Source organism: Bacillus sp. FSL H8-0492, from assembly GCF_038006145.1.
In the GTDB taxonomy this organism is placed as follows: Bacteria; Bacillota; Bacilli; order Bacillales; family Bacillaceae_G; genus Bacillus_A; species Bacillus_A mycoides.
The window spans coordinates 1,573,493-1,596,551 of the sequence record NZ_JBBOUP010000001.1 but is presented as its reverse complement, the minus strand read 5'-3'; the positions used below and the strand labels follow the sequence as shown (position 1 = coordinate 1,596,551).

Sequence of the window (23,059 nt, the reverse complement as noted above, 5' to 3'; positions counted from 1 at the left end):
ACACACATACTTAGGAGGTTAAAAATGAATTGGAATGATACTACCGTAAATTCATATGAACAAAGAATTCCATGTAAAATCCCAGGCTACTACAACCTATATGAAATGATGAATCATTTCTTGTTTACTACACTCCCTAAAGAAAATATGAATCCAAATTTTCTAGTTATAGGTGCTGGTGGTGGACAAGAAATTCTCTCAATAGGCAAACAAAATAGCAACTTATCTTTTACAGGTGTTGATCCATCTGAAAGCATGCTACAGCTAGCTAAAAAAAGAATTGAAAGCGCAGGCATACAAAATCAAATTCACTTTGTACATGGAACTGTCCATTCATTATTAACCAATCCATTATTTGACGCTGCTACTTGTATGCTTGTTCTTCATTTCATCCCAACTATTAAGGAGAAAAAAGAGCTTCTTAATGAAATTAGTAGTCGCTTAAAACCTGGTGCTCCATTCTTTCTCTCTACAATAAATGGTGTACCCCATACAAGTATGTTTTCTGCACAATTGAATGCTTGGCGCAACCACATGTTGCAAAATCAAATTCCATTAGAAGATTGGAACCGATTTGAAAATTCTTTTGAAACAGAAATATTTCCTATTTCCGAAACGAATCTACTAGCTATCATGAAGGAATGTGGATTTACTCAAATCAATCGCTTTTTCACAAGCTTTTTAATTGATGGATACGTAGCAATAAAACAATAATGAAAAAAGGTAAGCAATTGCTTACCTTTTTTCATATACGTCTTCTACACTTGACTAATAAATCTCAATCCTTTACTTAAAGAAGTCGGCACAACAGATGCATGATTCTCCCCTTCAGCTTCATAAAACATAAATCTAAACTGATCGTGTTTTACTTGGAGAAGGCGCTCTGATAATTCGTTTGCACCTAAAACCATATGCTCTCGTTCCAATGACCCAACTGTAAGGAATACTCCCGTTTCAACCTTAGCATTGTTTAATTCACTTATAAGATTCTTTTCTTTTTCAAGCACGGATTGGTTATTCCACCAAATAGATGGACTACTTATAAAATAATTTTGAAAGGCATTTACGTTTGTGAATAGTATATGTAAAGCAAATAGACCGCCTAAAGAATGTCCAAATAACGTTTGCTTTCCTTTATCAATCTCAAATTCCTTTTCAATTTGTGGTTTCAATTCTTCTTCAATAAAAGTAAAGAAATTATGCGCTCCCCCTGTTTTAGGCCACGGTTTACCGTCCGGTTTTAACGGGGCATCTTTTGAAATTACGACAGGTGTAAGATCATAGCATCTTTCTTCTCCTGAAAATGCCCCTTCAATACGATAACCAATACCTACTATAATAGCTGGTGAAACACCTGTTTTCTCTGCTCTAACTGATTGTATTTTAACCGCTTCATGGAATGTTTGAAAAAAGGCATTGCCATCTAATACGTATATAACAGGATATCCTGACTCTGGTGCTGGCTGCCTCGGCTTTGAAATATGAATTTGATATTCTTTACCTTCTAATTTTGAATACATTTTCCACTGTTCTGTATTAAATGTAATAACCTGCTGTTTTTCAATAGTAGTATTCATCTTACATCCCCCTTCTTAACTCGTTACATATATTTCTACTTTCTCTTCTTGAGATACAACGCTATCGTAACCGAAACAAACAGGAGACCCATTATACGGATCAATCATGACACGTGCATCAATATGAAATACTTCTTTTAACACTTCATTTGTAATTATTTCTTCTGGGCTACCAGTTGTAACGATTTCCCCTTCCTTCATTGCAATAATTTCATCTGAAAACCTTGCTGCATGGTTAATATCATGTAATACCATAACGACCGTACAATTATGTTCTTTATTTAACTTCTCCACAATTTGTAATACATCTAATTGATGAGACATATCAAGATATGTAGTTGGCTCATCTAATAGCAACACTTCTGTCTCTTGTGCTAAAGCCATCGCTAGCCATACCTTCTGTCGTTGACCACCTGATAAATTTGCAATTTGTCTCGTTCGAAATTCAGAAGTTTTCGTTATTTCTAATGCCCAATCAATCATTTCTTTATCTTTTGAAGTTAACTTATTTACGTTATTTCGATGTGGATAGCGTCCATAAGAAATTAACTCTTCTACTTTAAGCTCCCCTGGTGCAATTGGAGTTTGCGGAAGTAAAGCTAACTGCTTCGCAATTTCTTTCGTTGGAATTGTATTTAAATCCTGTCCTTGCAAATATACTTTACCGCTCTTTTGCTTTAAAATTCTTCCCATTGTTTTTAACAATGTCGATTTCCCGCACCCGTTTGGTCCTATAATTGTCGTTACTTTTCCTTCTTGTATTTCCACATTTAAATCGCGAAACACTGTAAGCTTTTCATAACTCGTTTCTAAATTTTTTGCACTTAAAATACTCACTTTTATTCCTCCTCTTACGCTTTCGCCTTATAAAGTAAATATAAGAAATACGGTACACCGACAATAGAAATAACGATCCCAACAGGTAACTCTACAGGGGTGAAAACTGTTTTTGCAATAAAGTCTGAAGCTATTACAAGGAACATTCCGATTACTCCACACGTAGGAATTATATATTTATGCTGAATACCGACGAGCCTTTTCGCTATATGCGGTGCCATTAATCCAATGAAACCAATACTTCCTGAAACAGCAACACATGCACTCACAAGTCCGATACTACTTAATAGTAAAATGGATTTCTCTCGTTCTACTGCAACACCTAAACTTGTAATACTCGTTTCTTCCAATTGAAATAAATCTAATAAATAAGCTTTCTTTTGTATAAGCGGAATTAAAATGATAAGCCACGGTAACATAGCAACAATATACTTCCAGTTTGCACTATATATGCTTCCAGACACCCAAACTGCAGCCATCTCGAAATCAGTTGACTTCATTTTGAGCGATAAATACATAGAAAACGCTCCAAATCCAGATCCAATTGCAATCCCTGTTAATAAAAGACGTTGCGAGTCTAACTTACCGTTTTTCCAAGAAAACAGATAAATTATTATAGCGGCTCCTAGCCCACCGACTAAACCAAACATCGGCATCATCATAATAGAAACCCAGTCTGTGCTCTTTAATTGTCCTTGAAAGAAAAACATAAAAATGACAATGGCTGTTCCTGCCCCGGCATTTACACCTAAAATACCTGGATCTGCCAATCCATTCCTCGTAATCCCTTGAATTACAGCACCCGCAACACCGAGGCCTAATCCTACTAATCCAGCAATTACAATGCGCGGAAGGCGAAACTCAAAAATAACTAAATCATGGTCTGGTACTGGATCTATTCTAAAGAGTGTTTTAAATACATCTGTAATCGTAATATCAAACGTACCATTCGTTAAACTAATATAAATAGCACATAATATTAAAAATATACTAATCCCCATTGTCATTCCAAAACGTTGACTTGAACTTTTAAGCATGTCTCTCTCCTCCTCTTGTACGGATTAAATAAAGGAAGAAAGGAATTCCAATTAAGGAAGTAACGACTCCAATTGGTGTTTCAAATGGATAGTTTACAAATCTACTTAAAATGTCACATAATGCTAAGAAAACTCCACCAATAACGCCTGCGCAAGGCAAAATCCACTTATAATCTACCCCAATTATAAAGCGCGTAATGTGTGGAATAATTAAACCTACAAAACCAACTTTCCCCACTAAAGCAACTGCTGTTCCTGTTAAAAAAATAACTGATAAAATTGCCATCGCTTTAACTAGTTTTGTACGCTGCCCTAGATTAATAGAAACTTCTTCTCCTAAAGAAAGAATGGTAATAGATTTTGATATTAACAGTGCTAAAATTATACCAATTATCCCAAATGGTATCGTGATTTTAATGATATTAGGGTCCACTTGATCTAACTTTGCATTAAACCAAAAACTAACATTTTGAGAAATTTGGAAATATGAAGCCATTGCAGCCGATACACTACTTAAAAATGTTCCAATAACTGTCCCTATAATTGCTAATCTAACTGGGGATAAGCCATTTTGAAGGAGTGAGCCAAAACCAAACACTATACCGGCTCCTAGTGCAGAGCCAATCATTGAACATAAAACCATACCAATCGATGACATTCCCGGAAGAAAAATCATACAAAGTGTAATAACAAAGGCTGCACCATCCGTCACACCCATAATAGAAGGGGATGCAAGATAGTTTCTTGTCATCCCCTGCATAAGTGCTCCTGATATGGCTAGAAATGCTCCGACTAAAAGAGCTGCAACTACCCTTGGTAAACGTGAAGTAATAATAATATTATGATTTACATCGCTTGAATCAAAATGAAATAAAGCATTCCACACTGTTTCAGCATCAATGTTTTTCGCCCCATATAAAACAGAAAGTATAACTGTAAATAAAATCAATATGGGTGCTATACATAAAATGGTTACTGGTACCGCATTCGTTTTCTGCATATCATTCAACGCACCTTACTTATTGTATTATTTAGATAAATTTTTCACTGCTTCTTTTAAGAATGCTGTTTTACTCCAAGCTGTGCCACCTTGGGCCATTGGATCTACAACGTTTACAAATACTTTCTTTTCTTTCGCAGCATTCATACTTTGCCAAATTGGATTGCTTTCAATTTCTTCTAGCACTTTCGGGTTTTTATTTTCACTTGCCTCATATTGTAAGAAAACATAATCTGGGTTAAGTTCAGCAAGTTTTTCAAATGAAATTTTCTCTTGTGCTTTTACAGTTTTAAGTTGTTCTGGAGCAGTTAGTCCAAGATCTTTATAAATTACAGGGTTGAAGTATACTCCTTCTGGATATAGGAATAATTCATTTGCTCTTAGTCTAATTACAAGTACTTTTTTGTCTTTTAACTTATCTCCTAATTTTGCTTTTGCTTTTTCAGCGTCCGCATTGTAATCTTTAATAATTTTTTCTGCTTTATCTTTTTTACCAGTTAATTCTCCCATTAACTTTAAGTTATCTTCCCAATCTGTTGAAACGTGTGATACCGGGAACGTCGGAGCTACTTTCGTAAACTTTTCAGCTGTTTCTGCTGGGAATTTCGTACTAGATGTAATAACATCCGGTTTTAATTGAAGTAATGTTTCAAAATTAGGTTGCATTTTTTCACCCACAGATTTTGCACCCTCTAATTCTTTTTCAAGATACTTTGGTAATTTACCACCTACAGTAATTGCACCGACTGGTTTAATTCCAAGTACTGCTGCATCTTCCATTGACTCTAAACTAGCTGTCGCAATTTTATCTACTTTTGCTGGTACTGTGTATTCTTTACCTAAATATGTAATTTTTCGTTTTTCATCTTTTTTTGTTTCCGTAGCTTTTGTCTGTTGCTTTTGTTCCCCTGAAGTTTTATCCGTACTATTACATGCTGCTAAACCTACACTTAAAACTGTAACCATCCCTAATGTAAATAACTTCTTGTTCATCTTTATATATCTCCTCTCAAAACTTGTAAATAGATTATTTTTATATGAAAACTTAACTACATGAAACTTGTCCCAAACATATATTTCATTAGATTAATAATTTTATCCGGAACTCATTCTCATTCACTTCCCCTAAACTATAATTCTTTTACACTTCATCCATCGATAACCTTTTTCAATGATAATGATTATCGTTACTAAGTATATATTTAATATGCAATTATTTCAAGAATGATTTGAAAAATTTTAACAAACTGAATTAAAAAGAAGTATCCGCCTATTATTAGCGAGATACTTCCTTTTTTAGAAATTTATATGTAATTCAACTGGACAATGGTCTGATCCCATTATTTCACTGTTAATTTTCGCCTCTGTTATTTTGTCTTTCATTCTTTCCGAGACAACAAAATAATCTAAACGCCATCCAATATTTTTTGCTCTCGCTCCCATACGATACGACCACCACGAGTATGCTCCTTCCTGATCAGGATAAAGGTAGCGATACGTATCAACAAATCCTTCTTCTAAAATACGTGTAAACTTCTCCCTCTCCTCATCAGAGAATCCAGGGTTTTTACGGTTACTTTTTGGATTTTTTAAATCTATTTCTTTATGCGCGACGTTTAAATCTCCGCAAAAAACAACTGGTTTCTTTTCATCTAATCGCTTAATATAGGCCCTGAAATCATCTTCCCATTCCATTCTGTAATCTACACGTTCTAATCCTCGTTTAGAATTTGGTGTATACAGCGTTATCATATAAAAATCATCAAATTCTAACGTAATAACTCGTCCTTCTTGATCATGCTCTTCAATCCCTAAACCATATGTAACAGAAATCGGTTCTTTTTTCGTGAAAATAGCCGTTCCTGAGTAGCCTTTTTTCACAGCATAATTCCAATATGTATAATATCCCTCGGGATTTAAATCAATTTGTCCACTTTGTAATTTAATTTCCTGTAAACAAAATATATCTGCATTAGATTCTTCTAGATATTCTAGAAATCCACCTTTTGCAATAACTGCTCGCAAACCATTTACATTCCATGAAATCAACTTCATCTATGTTCCTCCTCTTGATGTGCATTTTCAATTTTCATGCTAACACAAAATAGATACCCTATCATAGTTTCATCTTTGTAATCTTGCTCTTACATTCGTAAATACGTACATACGTACTTTATTCAGGTTATACTAATGCCAGAGGTGATGTTCTGTGCATAATGAAGAGTTCACAGTAACAAATGAGTATTGGCAAGCAATTATTCATAATGACTCCACATATGATGACAAATTCTTTTACGCTGTAAAATCAACCGGTATTTTTTGCCGACCATCATGTAAATCGAGAATACCGAATAAAAACAATGTACGTATTTTTCTTAAGGCAGAGCAAGCATTACATGAAAATTTTCGTCCGTGTAAACGTTGTAAACCAAACGGGCTAACTTTACCTAATGAAGAATGGGTAGAGCAAATTAAAGAATATATCCAAAAACATTATTGTGACGTGCTAACCCTCGACTTGCTCGCAGAAATATGCCATGGTAGCCCTTATCATCTACAACGCACTTTCAAGAAAATTGTAGGGATTAGTCCAATAGAATATATACAGCAATTCAGAATTAAAAAAGCGACAGAATACCTTTCACATACAAATCAACCCATTATGGAAATTAGTACTGATGTCGGGATAGAAAATCCGGAGTATTTCGCGACTTTATTTAAAAAGAAGACAGGATTTACCCCTACTGAATATCGAAAAAAGAACGGAATAAAAGAGGTATGAAATAATGAAACCATATGAAAATAAAATTATATATTGGACATTGCTTATTCATAAACATTGGCGTATGCATATTGCAGCTACTTCAAATGGATTATGCTTCATCGGATCGCAAAATGAAACTTTTGAAGAACTAAATACGTGGGCTAGCAAAAAACTGCCACAACATACATTCATCCAAAATCCAGATTATCTGCAAACATATACAAAAGAACTTATCGAGTATTTGGAAACCAAACTAGAAACCTTTACAATTCCTATCGATGTTTACGGAACTGCATTTCAATTAGCTGTTTGGAATACGGTACGTGAAATTCCTTATGGGGAGACACATTCTTATTCAGAGATTGCGGAAAGAATTCAAAAACCTAACGCTGTACGTGCAGTTGGGACTGCCGTTGGGGCAAATCCTCTGCTTATCACTATTCCTTGTCACCGCGTTATTGGGAAAAATGGTAAACTTACCGGTTTTAGAGGTGGTTTAGAAATGAAAAAAGAATTGCTCAAATTAGAAGCGCTTCGGGAGGAGTAAATATGACAGAGGATTGTAATGAAATATTGTCTTTAGTCGTTCCAAAAGAATTTAGTTTTCAAGAAAACTTACGCTATCTATCGCGTTCTAAAAATGAATGTATGTTTCATATTGAAAATAATAAAATCTATAAAGTCATTCCTGTTCAAAACATAAATCCATTAGTTGAAATTGGTTTTAATGCCGATAGTAATATTCAAATACGTTTTTTAGGAGAATCATATGTCTCTGAAAAATGGGCACACGATGCCGTATCTAACTATGTAAAAGAGTGGTTTGATTTAACTACTGATTTAGCTCCCTACTATAAATTAGCTAAACACGACCCACTCCTTCAAAAACCCATTAAAGAATTTTACGGTCTTCGTACTTTGGGAATTCCGGATTTATTTGAAGCACTATGCTGGGGGATTCTAGGTCAACAAATCAACCTCACATATGCCTATACTCTAAAAAGAAGATTAGTCGAAAATTTTGGCGATTATGTAGATTGGAACGGTAGAAAACATTGGATATTCCCATCACCTGAAGTAATAGCAAATTTAGATGTAGAAGATCTCGCAACATTAAAAATGACTACAAGAAAGTGCGAATACTTAATTGACGTCGCGCAGCTCATTACAGAAGGTAAATTATCAAAAGAATCTCTATTACAAATACAAGACGTGAAGCAAGCTGAAAAACAATTAACTAGCATTCGCGGTATAGGGCCATGGACAGCTCACTATGTTTTGATGCGTTGTTTACGATTCCCTTCAGCTTTTCCAATTGATGATGTTGGTTTGCATAATGCAATTAAATTTATAGCAGGTTCCGAAAAGAAACCGACTAAAAATGAAATAAAAGAATTTGCATCAAATTGGACAAATTGGGAGTCTTACGCGACTTTTTATTTGTGGCGGGTGCTATATTAAAATTTCCTAATAAAAAATAGATAGGGAAACCTATCTATTTTTTCACATGTAAAAACTTCACACATACTGGCTCTGGAACATTTACGTCCGTCTGTACAAGCGTTAGCTCCCCTGTCATTTCATCCCTAGCAAATAAAGTCAAAGTATTAGATCTTTCATTCGCTGCAATTAAAAATTTCCCATCCGGATCTAAAGAAAAATCACGTGGCCAATCCCCTTCTGTCGATACTGTTTCAATAAAAGCGAGCTCTCCATTGTGCTCATTCACTCGGAAAACCGCGATACTATTATGTCCCCTATTTGCTGCGTAAACAAACTTGCCATCAGAAGAAATGTGAATTGCACTTCCGTAACTATCTTTTCTAAAATCTTCAGGTAATGTAGAAATGTATTGTTTTTCTTTAAAACTGCCACTCTTTGCATCATATTGAAGTACAATAATCTCTGAACTTAATTCTGTCATAACATATGCATACTGCGCACTTGGATGAAATATAAGATGCCTTGGACCACTACCATGTTTTACAGATAACCGTGTAACTTCTATTAGTTCTCCATCACTTTCTTTATATGTAATCACCTTGTCTATTCCTAAATCAACTGCTACTACATATTTTTCATCAGGAGTAAAATCTATATAATGAGCATGTGCCTTTTCTTGCCTTTCCTTATTTGGTCCTGACCCTTTATGTTCTACAATTACCGTAGCAGCATTTAAACTTCCATTATCCTTTTTCATTAAATAGGACTCTACTGTTCCTTTATGATAATTAGCTGCTACTACTATACTATTCTCCCGATTCACACTTACATAGCACGGCGATGCCCCTTCTAAAACTTGCATGCTAATCGAATTTAGATTACCGGATTTATTATGAATAGAAAAACTAGCAATTCCACCTAACCCATTATCTTTCGCAACAGAATAAAGGTACTCGTTGTTATGACTAATCGTTACATATGTCGGACTTCCTATATGAGCTGCTAATTCAATCCCTTTAAGTTCTCCGATGTTCGTATCAAGTATAAATTTATAAATCCCCTTACTCTCTGCTTTGGTATATGTCCCTATATAACCATGAAACTGATTTTCACTCATAACATTTCCCCCTTTTACAAACGTCTTGTAACAAGTTTCACTTTGTATTTTTTACTATAGAAAAGAACCAAGTAGCACTTCATTACTACTTGGTTCTCTTTTTAAGCTTGTTCTTCAAATCGTCTTGCGATTTCTACAATTACTTGAACAGCTTTTTCCATAGTATCTACCGAAACATACTCAAATTTACCGTGATAGTTTTCACCACCAGTGAAAATATTTGGCGTTGGTAATCCCATATATGATAATTGCGAGCCATCTGTTCCACCGCGAATTGGATGAATATTCGGTTCAATATTTAAACTTTTCATTGCCTCATACGCAATATCAACAATTTCTCTCACCGGTTCAATTTTTTCAAGCATATTATAATACTGATCATTCATCTCTAAAACGATTGCATCTTCGCCGTACTTCTCTTGCATGTTTTTCACAATATCTTTAATGTTATTTTTACGCGCTTCAAAATGATTACGATCAAAATCTCGAATAATATAGTAAGCTTTACTTTGCTCGACATCACCATTTAAAGAGAGTAAATGATAAAACCCTTCATACCCTTCAGTATATTCTGGCGCCTCTTCTACTGGCAACTGTCTATCGAATTCCATAGCGAGTTTACTTGCGTTACGCATTTTGTTTTTCGCTGTTCCAGGATGTGTATTTGTCCCTCTAAAAGTTAATTTGGCACTTGCAGCGTTAAAACTCTCATATTCTAAACCACCTAATGGACCTCCGTCCATTGTATAAGCAAACGATGCACCAAACGCTTCTACATCAAAATGCGATGGTCCACGGCCAATTTCTTCATCTGGTGTAAATGCTACTCTTATTTTTCCATGCTTAATTTGCGGATTATGTATTAAATAATTCATTGCGACCATGATTTCTGTAAGACCAGCTTTATCATCTGCTCCAAGAAGTGTTGTACCATCAGTTGTAATAATTGTATGTCCTTTATATGATGGTAATTCCGGGAACTGTTCAGGTGTTAACACAACATTTAATTCTTCATTTAACGTAATCGCATTACCATCAAAATTTTCATGAATTTGTGGTTTTACGTTTTTCCCTGTAAAATCTGTTGCTGTGTCTAAATGAGCTAAAAAGCCGATTACAGGAACATCCTTATCTGTATTAGCAGGCAGTGTTGCCATTACGTAACCTTTTTCATCCATCGTCACTTCTGATAACCCAATCTCTTTCAACTCTTCCACTAATAACTTACCAAACTCAATTTGCCCTGGTGTTGTAGGCACTGTATGACTTTCTTCATTTGATTGTGTATCAATCTTTACATATCTCGTAAATCTTTCAATAAGTTCTTGTTTCAAATTCGTTCACTCCTTTTATAGTTCTCTCTCTATTATAATCCTTATAACGAAATATTTTAACTTTTTTGACTGTGAAAATATATATCCATTTACATTTTTAATAAATCATAAAAAGACATAACATTTGTACATTTAAATTCAAACATGTAATATACATCATTATATATTGGGAGGTTTTAAAGATGAGGCTAACTCTCTTTCGCTATTTTCTTTTTTTCCTAGGATTAATTTTTTTTGGACTTGGAAATGCTCTCGCAGTCAAAGTTAAATTCCTCGGTTTACATCCTTGGGAAGTTTTAAATATGGCTCTCTACCAACGGTTTGGGTGGACAATTGGTACTTGGAGTGTCATATGTGGATTATGTCTCGTTCTTATCTCTTTACTAGTAGATCGAAAATATATAAACGTGGGCACATTTTTAAATGCACTACTTATCGGTCCTATTATGGACTTTTTCTTACAATCAAAAATCCTTCCAAACGCTAGTGATTATTTATGGATAAACTTACTCATTTTATTTTTTGGTATTACAATTACAGGAATTGGGGGCGGCATGTACGTCGCGGCTGGCATTGGTGCTGGACCACGCGATGGATTCATGCTTACCATTTCTGACAAAACTGGGTTATCTATTAGCCGTGCTCGAATCATTGTAGAATGCTTTGTACTAGTCATTGGATTCATGCTAGGAGGTCCTGTTTTTATCGTAACTTTTCTATACACTTTTATTCAAAGTCCAATATTCCAGCATTCATTTAAGGTATTTCAAAAACTCTTACATACTTTAAATAACAAAAACAAAGAACGTATTAGTGAAAATATTTAAAACTCAACTTAATGCAAAAGAGTGTGTTTTAAAAGTAATTTTTAAAACACACTCCATATACCCCATTTCATTCTTCTCTCCATAATCTCTCTACATTCATTAATTGCTCTTCTTTAAATTCTAGCTTATATATATCCGGTTTGGATGTATTCATTAAAAATTCAAGTCCATATTGATTATCAAAATAGTTCATCATTAGTGTCATTACAAGCCCATGTGTACCAATTACAATTTTATGTCCTTGAAAATTCATTAATATTTCTTTTAACACTCTCACTACTCTTCGCTGACAATCCGCATATGACTCTCCATCTGTCAGTGCATATTCTGGATTAAAAAACATCTCCTTTACAAGTGGGTACACTTCCTTATCCGATATAATTTTATTTTCATTTGAAAACTTACACTCTTTAAGATCTTCATATACTAACATTTCTTTTTCATGGAGATTCGCTGACTCTTCTATCGTTAACATAGCCCTCTTATACGGACTTGAAATGAAAGTATTAATTCCCTCTGTTTCTAATATCTCAGTTATTCTTTGAGCATCTAAAATTCCCTTCTCAGTTAATCCACGTGTTCTTTCATTTCCTTCTAATTTTGGCGATTCACCATGCCTAACCATATAGATATATGTATTCATAATTCCTCCCTTTTCTATATCCCTCTTTAAAGACATGACTATCAACCCATAAGAATATACGTTCTTATTTCATATCTTTCCAGAACAAATTATCAAATGTTAATCTTCAGATAAATTCACAAAAAAGCTTCCCCTTGATTTTATCCCATTCAAGGAAGCTTATATATATTTTCTTTTACACTATCAAAACTCGAAACGTCTTTCTCCTCTAGTTTCGCCACACCTCATTCTTCTATTTTCATCAATACAATTCTCCAACCATCCGGATCTTCTATCGTTATCCCCTTTTCTTTCCAATACGGATTTTCTGGATTTACTTCACCATACCCCATTGTATGCAGCCTTTTACTCACTTTTTTCATTTCACTATCTTCTCGCATGTAAAATACAAGTAAGTTATCTTTTGTTGGAGCTGGACATGGGCTCCCATCTATATATCTTGTAAATTCTAAATGATATTCTTCATCTGGTAGTCCAAACATGACGCCATCGTAACCTTCATGACCGTAAAATTCACCTATACGCTTTAAACCTAATCCTTTTTCATAGAATGCTATAACCTCTTCAAACTTATCTGTTGGACGTGCTATTCGAAACTTCACCCAATTTTTCATGCTTTTCCTCCCATACTAAAAACGTAATGAATGACTATATTTTATTGTATATTCTTAAAACATTTTTGAAATCCCTCATTAGTATGAAAATAGATACATACAAAGGTGTTACTTACTAGCCTATAACAATCAAAAACTCACCTAGAAAGAAAATCCCATCATTTTATATGCAAATTTGCATCTCCACTTGCAAAGTACTAAAAAACCTTTAAAATATACTGGATGACTAAATATACAATTCCCATCTAAAATCTTGATACACTAAAAATCATTAAATGTAGTGTTTTTTCATTTTCAAGAATTATTGCACTCTTGTTTTTTTCCTTATAAGCATGCTTTTTATAAGGAAATCTGATACAATCCTTAAGTAATATTATTACGTATAGATATTACGAATATAGTACATACTTAAAGAAGGTGATTTTTTTGAAATTAAATAAAAATTTACAGCTATGTATATTAATCACAACATTAATATGCTATTCAATCTATTTTATGTTTTTCTTTCTGTTCCCTACTAATTTTTCAAATTTCAATGTACGCTTCGCTTCACTCATCGTTGAAGTCATTACATTTATATCGCTAATTTACTCTATATACTCTAAAAAAGTTAGTTCAAATCCTTTTTGGATATGTATTACAATTGCAATTGGTAGTTTTTTATTAGGAAAAGTAGTATATACGTATCAAGATACCTTTTTCGAACTTCCAATACATCATTTTACTATTTCTGATGTATTTTACATGTTTTTTCTATTCTTCTGCCTTATCGCTTTCTGCTATAAGATCTTAAAAGAATGCACTAAATGGGAAAGAGCTTTCTTTATTTGTGATATATGTATAGTACTTACTTCCATATTCACATTAGAATGGTATTTATTTAATCAGCCAAATTTAAATATATTCTCACTTTCACTCGGTGATATTTTCCTTTCATTTCTATATCCAATTGCAGATCTATTATTTCTTCTACTAGGTGTTAGTCTCTTTTTCCGCCCAACAATTTTTAAGTCCAAGCGGAAAATTTATATCTTTATTTTTGTATTGATTAGTTCTGCAACTTTTAACTATATTTATTTTTACTTAAATACCCATTTATCAACTGACACTATAACATTTTTACGTCTTTTATATAGAATACCTATATTGCTTATCGCAATAGCTGGGTCTATTTCAGAAGATGATAATAGCCATAAAAATTATTTCATTGTAAACCCTATACTAGGAAAAAAAGTATTAGTCGTATTTCCCTATCTTGCTGTTGCAATACTAATCGGGTTTACATTAAAAGAACAAACATCGTCTTCAACTCTCATTACAGGAAATTGTATCGCTTTTGTTTTCGTACTTATTCGCCATTCTATTGTGCGTATGCAAAACGACACCCTAACAAAACGTTTACAAGTATTTAATGCTCAACTAGAAGAAAAAGTTACTTTAAGAACTTCTGATTTAGTCCATAAATCAGAGGCCCTATCTCAGAAACAACAAAAATTCAAATCATTATATGAATATCATCCTGATCCCATTTTTACGATTGATTTAAATGGAATATTCTTAAATGTAAATAAAGCAGGAAGTATACTACTTGGAGCACCAACGAACGAGTTACTTGGTGAGACATGTTTTTCTATTATTTTAGATGCAGATAAACATAAACTGATATCTGCATTAGAAAAAGTTAAACAACAAGAATCAGCATCCTTACAACTTAGTTCTCAATATAAAGATGGCTTTACTTATTTTTTATACGTTACCATCGTTCCTATTATGATAGATGGACAAATTTCTGGAAGCTATATTATGGTAAAGGATATTACCGCACTAAAAAAACAACAAGAAGAAATAAAATATTTAGCATTCCACGATACTGTAACGAAAATTGGGAACCGATCCTTTTTCCATAGGAAGTTAAGAAAATTTATAAAAAATGCTCAAACAACACAAAGTGAGTTTGCATTATTATATTTAGATTTAGATCGCTTTAAAGTAATTAACGATACACTTGGACATTCGTCAGGTGATTACATATTAGAAGAAGTAGCAAAACGTTTCCAATCATGTCTTCCATCACATACTCATCTGTCAAGAATCGGTGGTGATGAGTTTACAATCTTAATTGAAAACCATACTGACGAAGATTCCTTATTCGAGTTATGTAACCAATTATTTGAAAGCATGGAAAAGCCGTTTGTCATACATGAGCATAAATTAACTTTATCACTGAGTATCGGTATCTCCATTTATCCACATTCCGGAATCGATACCGCTACACTTCTGAAAAACGCTAATGTTGCAATGTATGATGCAAAGGCAAAAGAGCTTAACTCTGTCTCTATTTATGACGATGTAATCGCTAAAAAAATCGAAAGACGATTACGATTAGAAAAAGATTTACCAAACGCAATACAAAATGAAGAATTGTTCCTTTTGTATCAACCTCAAGTTGATAGTGAATCTAATAAAATTATCGGTGCAGAAGCTTTAATCAGGTGGAATCATCCTGAATTAGGTGTTATTTCTCCATACGAGTTTATTCCGATTGCAGAAGAAACACTACAAATTATTCCAATAGGAAAATGGACATTACAGCAGGCTTGTGAGCAAATGAAACGTTGGCACGCACTCGGATATTCGCATTTAAAAATAGGGGTAAATTTATCTGCTAAAGAATTTGAACAAGAAGGATTTGTAAAATCTATTTCTTCTACTTTAGCAACTACAGGCTTACCAGCAAGTTCCCTTGATCTAGAATTAACAGAACGAATTGCAATGATGGATGAGAGAGAAACATTGATAAAACTGCGTACACTAAAAAGTTTAGGGATTCACATTTCAATCGACGACTTTGGTACAGGCTATTCTTCCCTAGCCTACTTACCTTTATATCCAATCGATACGTTAAAAATCCCAAGAGAATTTATTACAATGTCTGAAACGTGTGAAGATGGAATGGAAATCATTAAAACAATCATCACATTAGCAAATACATTAGGAATGTCCGTCATTGCTGAAGGCGTAGAAACGAAAGAACACGTAAATTTCCTTCAAAAAAATAAATGTCAGTTTATTCAAGGTTACTATTACAGTAAACCTATTTATGCCAATGCATTTACTAAGCTGTTAGAAAACGGTATTCGTCCATAGTAAATCAAAATGCATATAACTCTATACGGAATGTAATCGTTATAGGTAATAATGAATTTGAACAACTATAGTAAAAAGGAAAGAAGATACCTTCTTTCCTTTTGTTTTGTTTTGTTTTTCTATTTAAATTTCTATTACTTCACCACTTCATTTATTATATCTATTAATTGATGAATCCCCTCATCATTTGTTTTCTTATATCCATTCATGTTTTGAATATATCTCTCCTTATTTATATACAACTTATTTACCGCATCTGTAAATGTACTGGTGCTTATTCTATCTTGAAGTAATACTTCCGCATACCCTTGCCTAGAAAAATAGTCAGCATTTAAAACTTGATCCCCTCTACTGGAACCATTAGTTAACGGAATAAGTAATATCGGTTTCTTCGAATATAACAATTCTGAAATAGCAGTAGAACCCGCTCTGGAAACTACAACACTTGCCATATTCAGTATATGTGGCAACTCTTCTCCTATATATTCAAATTGCATATAACCTTCCATTCCGATAGAAGGATCCACCTTCCCTTTACCACACATATGAACAATATTAAAACTTAATAATAATGTATCTAAACTTTTCCTTACCATATCATTTATCCACTTAGCACCTTGACTCCCACCCATTATTAACAATACTGGCTTATCTTGCTGAAATTCACAATACCTTCTTCCTCGTAATACGTTACCTCTCTCAATTTCTTCCCTTACAATTGGTCCTACATAAACCTTCTTCTCGTTACTTACATTATCCCCTGTATGAGGAAATGTTGTGCATAGTTTTGTAGCAAAAGGTAATGCTATTTTATTTGCAAGTCCTAACGTGCTATCTGGTTCACGTATTACGATAGGTACACTATTTAACCATGCCCCTACAACTACAGGAACTGAAACAAATCCTCCTGCAGAAAAGATAACGTCAGGCTTTATTTTCTTAATTAATTTATAACTTTGTAAGCAGCCTTTTATAATTTTAAAAGGATCTTTAAAGTTCTCCCAATCCCAATATCTCCGGAGCTTCCCCGTTGAAATACTATTGTACTTAACATTTTGAACTAATAATTTTTCAATTCCATTTTGAGATCCAATATACTCAACTCCCCATCCTTTTTCTATAAATTTAGGAATCAATACCATATTAATCATTACGTGTCCGGCTGTACCGCCCCCAGTAAAGAGAATCGTTTTATTCATAGCTTATATCCCACCTTTATCATTAAAAGTCTAGCTTTATAGTAATCTTTCAAATGTACATTAACTTACTATGATTTATATAAATCTTTAACTCCAGACCTATGTCTTGCAAAAGATCTTTGATGAGTTCATAAAAATCATTTCCATACTCACTACATTCATACTGAGTAAAGACTTGGATTACAGGACTAGTTCCTGTATATATTGTTTTGGGTTTTCGATTAACCTTTTCCACATATGCTCGACATGTATTTATCGCCTCATAGATGCTCAAAACATGTTCTTCTTCATCTTTCCAATCCAGCGTATCAACAATCGAAAGCGATAGCATATTTTGATTATTTATAGTCTCATAACAATTCATATATTTCTTACATCCTTTTATATTTTTCATTAAATGCAGATGTCACTACACTTCGCATACTCAAGTACATCTTTTAATGATTGCTGAAATGGGATTTCTGGAACCCAACCTAACTTTTTTATATCCTCTAATACTAAACTTTCATTTGAGCCGCTCTCACTATTCTCTGTTTCTTTTATAGTAAAATTCAACTGTGTTAATCCTTTATATTGTTCCAATACATCTAATAAAGAGCGTTTTACTCCTGATCCAATATTATATTGTTTTCCATTTATACCATCACGTAATAACACATGATACGCTTTAACTGCATCACGTACATCTAGAAAGTCTCTACTATCTTTCAAACTGTTTACTTCAATAATCGCTTTACTTCTACCCGATTCTATATCTATCATTTTTTTTGCGAGAATTGAACAAACACCATTCGATACTCCTGGACCAATTAAATTTGAGGGCTTTGCAATGATAATATTTGAATCCATTAATCCGCCCCAAGCCTCCGCAATAATGACTTGCATAGTTTTACTTAAACTATATGGATTTGAAACTTTTATGTTTTTCATACTATCTGCTTGCAATGTAGATCCTATAACTAATGTTTTACAATGCGAGGCTTCCTGCTTAATGGCTTCTAATAAATATAAAGTCCCTATTACGTTAATCTCTATATATTCCAGAGAAGCTGTCCAAGACTCATTAACTGAGTTTCTTCCTGCTAAATGCAATACATAGTCTGGTTTTATTTGTTTAATTACCTTCATTACTTCACTCTTATTTGTTAAATCACAAGTAATACCATTTTCGATTTTTTCTCTATGTGAACGATTTTGAAACATAGGAATTACATGAAAGCCCTGCTCTAAAAAATATTGGCAAGCATGACGTCCTGTGAATCCATTTGCACCAGTTATTAAAAGGCTCGCATTTCTTTTCATCGTAAAAACCCTCCTTTTTCTAACATTTGTTTCACCTCATGTTTTGTAAGTAAGTCTTGTTGAGAACTAAAACTCTTCACATCCACAAGCGGATAACTAGCATAATATTCTTGAAGTCCTTCTATAGGAATAGTCGGTAGTACCACAAAATAATTTTGATCAAAACTAATACTTGTTTTACTCTCTACCTCAGATAAAAGCATTTCACTTAATTTTTCACCAGGTCTTATCCCTACCTCTTTTATCTTCACGCTTTCTTTTTTCGAATCTTCAATCAATATTCTTGCTAAATCCGTTATTTTACATGCTGGCATTTTCATAACAAAGATTTCTCCTCCTCTTCCTTCAGATGCTGCTTTAAATAACAATCCAACAGCATCTTCAATGGTTAAGAAAAATCTAGTCATATTTGCATCAGTAATCCCTACTTTTGAAGATTGCTTAATTTGCTTTTTAAAAAGCGGTACCACACTTCCACTCGTTCCTAGAACATTTCCGCCACGAACACAAATGAATTTTGTTTTCTTCGTTTGCACATTCGCATGAACCATTAATTTTTCACCAATTGCTTTTGTCATCCCATACGTATTTGATGGATCCGCCGCTTTATCAGTTGAAACATATATAACTTTCTCAACTTGATTCTGGATAGATGCTTCAATTACATTTTGCGTACCATGTATATTTGTTTTTATAGCTTCATAAGGATAATATTCACATACTGGAACATGCTTTAAAGCTGCAAGATGAAATACATAATGTACACCTTGGCAAGCATATATTAGTTGCTCTTTATCACGAATATCTCCAATAATAAATTTCAATCTCTCTTCATTTATAAACTGTTGCTGCATTTCAAACTGAACCGTTTCATTCCTTGAAAAAACTCTAATTTCTTTCGGTGATTTTTCTAATAGTTGTTTTATAAGTTCGTGTCCCCACGAACCTGTACCACCAGTAATTAAAATTATTTTATTAAGCATTCCTTTTCCTCCTACCATACATTTCAATTCAAATTGTATTTATTAAGGTTATTGAATTATTTTCAATTGATTCAAATCATAATCGTCGTTTGTTACATTTAATTGACAAAATAAAAAAACAGAAACTATTTTTTAATAGTTTCTGTTTTTCATTTCACTTCTTAGCAATTAGATTTTCTTTATACTGTTTGAATGATAACTATATTACTGGTTTAAAAAACACCGCTCATTTATTTCTTATACTCGTAATAAAATAAAGTGAAACTTTAATTAGTGGGGATTTTGTCCATCCCCCACTGATTATTAGTTGAATCAATCGGGCTTTTACGAGCAGCCCCAGCCCCACCCTCACCTAACTTCTTTGCTTTAGCCGACTTTTGAGATGGGAGTCTTACTGCTCGTTAATAGCGAGATAAATGGAATGATTCATAACCAATACCACATTTAAACTCATAGAAAAGGGAGGTAATGGAATGTACCAAAGCAATTCAAACAATACGTCTAAAGAATTCTCAAAAGCACTCCCTCTCTCCCTATTCGACGTGAAAAACGAGTTACAACAAAAAAGCGATCTCATCTCTTCTGTTACCATATATAAATTAACGAAAGAAGAGCAACTTATCATCGATAAAATTAAAGCTCAGACAAAAGAACTAAATAAAAATAACGTCACAAGAACACGTGCATACTACCAATTTTACATTCAATATCCCGAAATACATTGGGCACTACTTGGACATATGGTATCACGTAACGGTGGTTGGAATATGACTGATTTAAAGGGAGACTTATATACGAGGATTTTATCAGAGAAGGATCAAATTACATTTTTTTCTTTTTTAGAAAGAGGAAATTGGCTCATTTTTCAAGATGTATATCCTCAATTTTTGCTATATGAACAAAGTGTTAAAAAATCACAAAAGCTATTTCATCTTCTTCCTCACCTAAATGTTTCTACATTTATGGAAACGATGTGGAACGATTTTTGGAAAACAGGTAACAAAAAAACATTGGCGATCGCAACTATTATTAATGAACAAAACTACTTAGAAAAAAGGGTTATTCAAAATGTACACTTTCAAAAGACTGTACTAAATAGTATTGGATTTAAACTCTTTGATTTCTTTCAGTTTAATCATATCCTTTTCCCATTCTACGAAAATGATAAGAAACAAAAAGTATTACTATTTGGTGATACAATGAAACATTTTACGTCCTTGCATGAACGAATCTTAATTGGAAAAAGGTTGTATTCATTGTTATTTCGGGATACACATATTTTATCTCAAATAATAAACTGGGTCCATCACCATCCACATACAGGCTCAAGAAAAGATTATTGGCCTCATTTATTTTCTAGTGTAAATGAATCTTTTTCGCGTGAGTTTTATAAACGCCGAATAAAGAAATGCCAGTTACGTAGTGACGCGTATCGTATATACAGCCCTGCACTCATCTATGCATGGCGGGATATGAAACATGAAGAAGTTGAAAATGAAGATTGGTTTAACGATTGGCAAGTTGTAAATTATTTAGTTGATAAGGAGGAAAATATAAATGGACAAATTACAGAAGACTACTGCAAAACACTCGAAAAAATTGAACTCGCAATTCTCGCAAAGAAAAATGTCCTCCTTCGAGAAGAAGAATGATTTTTTAGCATTATTAGTTACAGTCTTACTTTCTTCTATTATTGGAACTTGCTTAGATGCTTTCTTTGTGCATACACAAATATATTCCTTTCCAGTTAGACCTTTCTCATCTATATTTTCAGTTAACATAGGCTTTACGTTGTTTGTGCTACCAATTTTAACAATCATTTTCATACAAATTTCAAAAACATTATCTGCAGTTTCTAGAACTCTATTTATTATTTTAATAGGGCTTTGTGCTAGTATTTTTGAACAAGTTGCTGAGAGGTTAGGTTTATTTGTACATAACGGGAATTGGCATCATGCTTATTCTTTATTTGGATATATCATTTTCTTTTCTCTTATTTGGAAATTATATACTTGGATGCAAAAATAAAGAGACCGTTATAATAACGGTCTCTCCTTAAGCATAATCTTCAGTTACTGCTACTGAACGACTTTGAAGGCTTTTTGATCGCAAACGATATGCAACTACTTTCTTCTTATATTGCTTTACTACATCAACGTGTTCCTCGTAGCTATATATAGAAAATCTAATCTCTCTTTTTCCTTTCTTCGTCTCCATGACTATCGGTGTACCATTCCCTTGCGGCGGAAAATAATGTTTATCTAAAAATAAAGCCTCGTTAAATTCATGAATAACTTGCAGTTTCATTTCTCCTTCTATACTTTCCCCATCTACCGTTACAGTAGTATTTTCCTCATCAAGTTTTTGGTGTAACTCAAATCTACTAATAATTGATTCTACAACAGAAGTTGGCATACTAGAAACTAGTACTTTAAGAGCACCAAAAATAAATAATGTAACTATAAACCATGTTGTCATTTTAATCATCTCCATTACGCTCTAAAATGAGTAGTGTTATGCTCCTTATTACGATTCATTAATTTTCAAAATAAAAATTTCACTCCATAAGGTACTAATATACTAATAAGTATCCCTGTTACAATCATCGTTACCGAACCGATAGTTGCCTCTTTCTCTCCTTCTTTCACTAGACGGCTCACACCAATAATATGTGATGCACAGCCCATCCCCACTCCTTTTCCAATCGTACTTGTTATTCGGAAAAACTTAAGTACTGTCGGTCCGATAATAGCACCTGTTATTCCTGCAACAACTACAAAACTAGAAGTCATAGATGGAATGCCACCAATTTGATCCGCTAATGAAATGGCAATAGGCATTGTCGCTAATTGTGGTAAAGTTGTTAATATAAGTTCCTTATCTATATTTAAAATTCCACCAATCACTACATTCATACTCGTTAAAGCCACTATACCTATCACTACGCCGATTAGTATCGCTAAAAAGTTTTTCATAAGTATCTTTCGCTCTTTAAATAGAGGTATGGCTAACGCTACAATTGCAGGACTCAAAAAACCTGAAAGAATGTCTCCCCCATTTTCCTTATACTCATGATGAGAAATACCAAATATCAAAAATAAGCAAATCATAATTGCTGTAACTGTTAATACCGGTAACGTAAATGGAAACGTAAATTTTTTATATAACTTTGTCGCCAATAAATAAATTACTACAGTAATAATAATTAAGACCATTTGAATCGTGCACCTTGTCG

General features: G+C 33.4%; 24 protein-coding genes. 8 read left to right on the top strand and 16 right to left on the bottom strand.

All coding sequences use genetic code 11. The annotated features are described in order from the left end of the window. The first annotated feature begins 24 nt into the window (after window positions 1-24). Window positions 25-714: a class I SAM-dependent methyltransferase gene (locus MHH66_RS08170; protein WP_078185580.1), complete on the top strand. Its 690-nt coding sequence runs from the start codon at window positions 25-27 to the stop codon at window positions 712-714. Window positions 715-758: 44 nt separating this feature from the next. Here MHH66_RS08170 and MHH66_RS08165 read toward each other — a convergent pair whose 3' ends face one another. From MHH66_RS08165 to MHH66_RS08140, 6 genes are all read right to left on the bottom strand, one after another. Further along, on the bottom strand, window positions 759-1,577 hold the full coding sequence (locus MHH66_RS08165) for an alpha/beta hydrolase (RefSeq protein ID WP_078185581.1): 819 nt from the start codon (window positions 1,575-1,577) through the stop codon (window positions 759-761). 15 nt (window positions 1,578-1,592) lie between these two features. After that, window positions 1,593-2,414, bottom strand: coding sequence for an ABC transporter ATP-binding protein (locus MHH66_RS08160; RefSeq protein WP_002014663.1), 822 nt, complete (start codon window positions 2,412-2,414; stop codon window positions 1,593-1,595). Between the two features lie 14 nt (window positions 2,415-2,428). Further along, on the bottom strand, window positions 2,429-3,451 hold the full coding sequence (locus MHH66_RS08155; protein WP_002128652.1) for a FecCD family ABC transporter permease: 1,023 nt from the start codon (window positions 3,449-3,451) through the stop codon (window positions 2,429-2,431). After that, window positions 3,444-4,451 (bottom strand): FecCD family ABC transporter permease, encoded by a 1,008-nt coding sequence (locus MHH66_RS08150; RefSeq protein WP_002014660.1) that lies wholly within the window; start codon window positions 4,449-4,451, stop codon window positions 3,444-3,446. The genes MHH66_RS08155 and MHH66_RS08150 overlap by 8 nt, the downstream gene beginning before the upstream one ends. Before the next feature lie 27 nt (window positions 4,452-4,478). Beyond that, on the bottom strand, window positions 4,479-5,444 hold the full coding sequence (locus tag MHH66_RS08145; protein WP_002014659.1) for an iron-hydroxamate ABC transporter substrate-binding protein: 966 nt from the start codon (window positions 5,442-5,444) through the stop codon (window positions 4,479-4,481). 303 nt (window positions 5,445-5,747) lie between these two features. Further along, window positions 5,748-6,506, bottom strand: coding sequence for an exodeoxyribonuclease III (locus tag MHH66_RS08140; RefSeq protein ID WP_063219209.1), 759 nt, complete (start codon window positions 6,504-6,506; stop codon window positions 5,748-5,750). A 154-nt stretch (window positions 6,507-6,660) separates the two neighbouring features. On the opposite strand from MHH66_RS08140, the gene MHH66_RS08135 reads away from it, so the two are divergent. From MHH66_RS08135 to MHH66_RS08125, 3 genes are read left to right on the top strand one after another with little or no spacing between them, the layout of a single operon-like run. Then, a complete protein-coding gene (locus MHH66_RS08135; protein WP_078185582.1) occupies window positions 6,661-7,233 on the top strand; it encodes a bifunctional transcriptional activator/DNA repair enzyme AdaA in 573 nt (190 codons plus the stop codon). A gap of 4 nt (window positions 7,234-7,237) precedes the next feature. Continuing rightward, a complete protein-coding gene (locus tag MHH66_RS08130; protein ID WP_078185583.1) occupies window positions 7,238-7,762 on the top strand; it encodes a methylated-DNA--[protein]-cysteine S-methyltransferase in 525 nt (174 codons plus the stop codon). Window positions 7,763-7,764: 2 nt separating this feature from the next. Then, the gene (locus MHH66_RS08125) at window positions 7,765-8,676 is read left to right on the top strand and encodes a DNA-3-methyladenine glycosylase 2 (RefSeq protein WP_078185584.1); all 912 of its coding nucleotides are present in this window, start codon (window positions 7,765-7,767) and stop codon (window positions 8,674-8,676) included. A gap of 34 nt (window positions 8,677-8,710) precedes the next feature. On the opposite strand, the gene MHH66_RS08120 is transcribed toward MHH66_RS08125, so the two are convergent. Both MHH66_RS08120 and pepT read right to left on the bottom strand, forming a co-directional pair. Then, window positions 8,711-9,775 (bottom strand): lactonase family protein, encoded by a 1,065-nt coding sequence (locus MHH66_RS08120; RefSeq protein WP_078185585.1) that lies wholly within the window; start codon window positions 9,773-9,775, stop codon window positions 8,711-8,713. A gap of 101 nt (window positions 9,776-9,876) precedes the next feature. Then, on the bottom strand, window positions 9,877-11,109 hold the full coding sequence (pepT, locus tag MHH66_RS08115; protein ID WP_012261523.1) for a peptidase T: 1,233 nt from the start codon (window positions 11,107-11,109) through the stop codon (window positions 9,877-9,879). Window positions 11,110-11,291: 182 nt separating this feature from the next. On the opposite strand from pepT, the gene MHH66_RS08110 reads away from it, so the two are divergent. After that, window positions 11,292-11,936: a YczE/YyaS/YitT family protein gene (locus MHH66_RS08110; RefSeq protein WP_078185586.1), complete on the top strand. Its 645-nt coding sequence runs from the start codon at window positions 11,292-11,294 to the stop codon at window positions 11,934-11,936. Window positions 11,937-12,003: 67 nt separating this feature from the next. Here the strand turns inward: MHH66_RS08110 and MHH66_RS08105 are convergent, their stop codons facing one another. Together MHH66_RS08105 and MHH66_RS08100 are read right to left on the bottom strand one after the other, a co-directional pair. After that, window positions 12,004-12,579, bottom strand: a complete 576-nt coding sequence (locus tag MHH66_RS08105) for a histidine phosphatase family protein (RefSeq protein ID WP_002142816.1) — start codon at window positions 12,577-12,579, stop codon at window positions 12,004-12,006. 224 nt (window positions 12,580-12,803) lie between these two features. Next, window positions 12,804-13,193, bottom strand: coding sequence for a VOC family protein (locus MHH66_RS08100; protein WP_078185587.1), 390 nt, complete (start codon window positions 13,191-13,193; stop codon window positions 12,804-12,806). A 426-nt stretch (window positions 13,194-13,619) separates the two neighbouring features. Here MHH66_RS08100 and MHH66_RS08095 point away from each other — a divergent pair, with 426 nt between their 5' ends. Beyond that, window positions 13,620-16,340, top strand: coding sequence for a putative bifunctional diguanylate cyclase/phosphodiesterase (locus MHH66_RS08095; protein WP_078184322.1), 2,721 nt, complete (start codon window positions 13,620-13,622; stop codon window positions 16,338-16,340). Between the two features lie 134 nt (window positions 16,341-16,474). Here MHH66_RS08095 and MHH66_RS08090 read toward each other — a convergent pair whose 3' ends face one another. The 4 genes from MHH66_RS08090 to MHH66_RS08075 are packed head-to-tail and all read right to left on the bottom strand — an operon-like array spanning window position 16,475 to window position 19,824. After that, window positions 16,475-17,539, bottom strand: a complete 1,065-nt coding sequence (locus MHH66_RS08090; RefSeq protein ID WP_078184323.1) for an undecaprenyldiphospho-muramoylpentapeptide beta-N-acetylglucosaminyltransferase — start codon at window positions 17,537-17,539, stop codon at window positions 16,475-16,477. 49 nt (window positions 17,540-17,588) lie between these two features. Then, complete coding sequence (locus tag MHH66_RS08085; protein ID WP_207553931.1) at window positions 17,589-17,933, bottom strand: DUF6572 domain-containing protein; 345 nt, start codon at window positions 17,931-17,933, stop codon at window positions 17,589-17,591. Beyond that, window positions 17,933-18,841 carry an NAD-dependent epimerase/dehydratase family protein gene (locus tag MHH66_RS08080; RefSeq protein WP_078184325.1) on the bottom strand — a complete coding sequence of 303 codons (909 nt, stop codon included), beginning with the start codon at window positions 18,839-18,841 and terminating at the stop codon, window positions 17,933-17,935. Before MHH66_RS08080 ends, MHH66_RS08085 begins: the two co-directional genes overlap by 1 nt. Further along, the gene (locus MHH66_RS08075) at window positions 18,838-19,824 is read right to left on the bottom strand and encodes a UDP-N-acetylglucosamine 4,6-dehydratase family protein (RefSeq protein ID WP_078184326.1); all 987 of its coding nucleotides are present in this window, start codon (window positions 19,822-19,824) and stop codon (window positions 18,838-18,840) included. The genes MHH66_RS08080 and MHH66_RS08075 overlap by 4 nt, the downstream gene beginning before the upstream one ends. Window positions 19,825-20,297: 473 nt before the next feature. Between MHH66_RS08075 and MHH66_RS08070 the strand changes: the two genes are divergently transcribed. After that, entirely contained in the window at window positions 20,298-21,476 is a 1,179-nt protein-coding gene (locus tag MHH66_RS08070; RefSeq protein ID WP_078184327.1) for a DUF2515 domain-containing protein, read from the top strand. Then, window positions 21,451-21,852 carry a CBO0543 family protein gene (locus MHH66_RS08065; RefSeq protein ID WP_044442960.1) on the top strand — a complete coding sequence of 134 codons (402 nt, stop codon included), beginning with the start codon at window positions 21,451-21,453 and terminating at the stop codon, window positions 21,850-21,852. Before MHH66_RS08070 ends, MHH66_RS08065 begins: the two co-directional genes overlap by 26 nt. A 27-nt stretch (window positions 21,853-21,879) precedes the next feature. On the opposite strand, the gene MHH66_RS08060 is transcribed toward MHH66_RS08065, so the two are convergent. Further along, window positions 21,880-22,302 carry a YfmQ family protein gene (locus tag MHH66_RS08060; protein ID WP_002088014.1) on the bottom strand — a complete coding sequence of 141 codons (423 nt, stop codon included), beginning with the start codon at window positions 22,300-22,302 and terminating at the stop codon, window positions 21,880-21,882. 65 nt (window positions 22,303-22,367) lie between these two features. Next, a complete protein-coding gene (locus tag MHH66_RS08055; RefSeq protein WP_002088016.1) occupies window positions 22,368-23,039 on the bottom strand; it encodes an LrgB family protein in 672 nt (223 codons plus the stop codon). Window positions 23,040-23,059 lie beyond the last annotated feature (20 nt).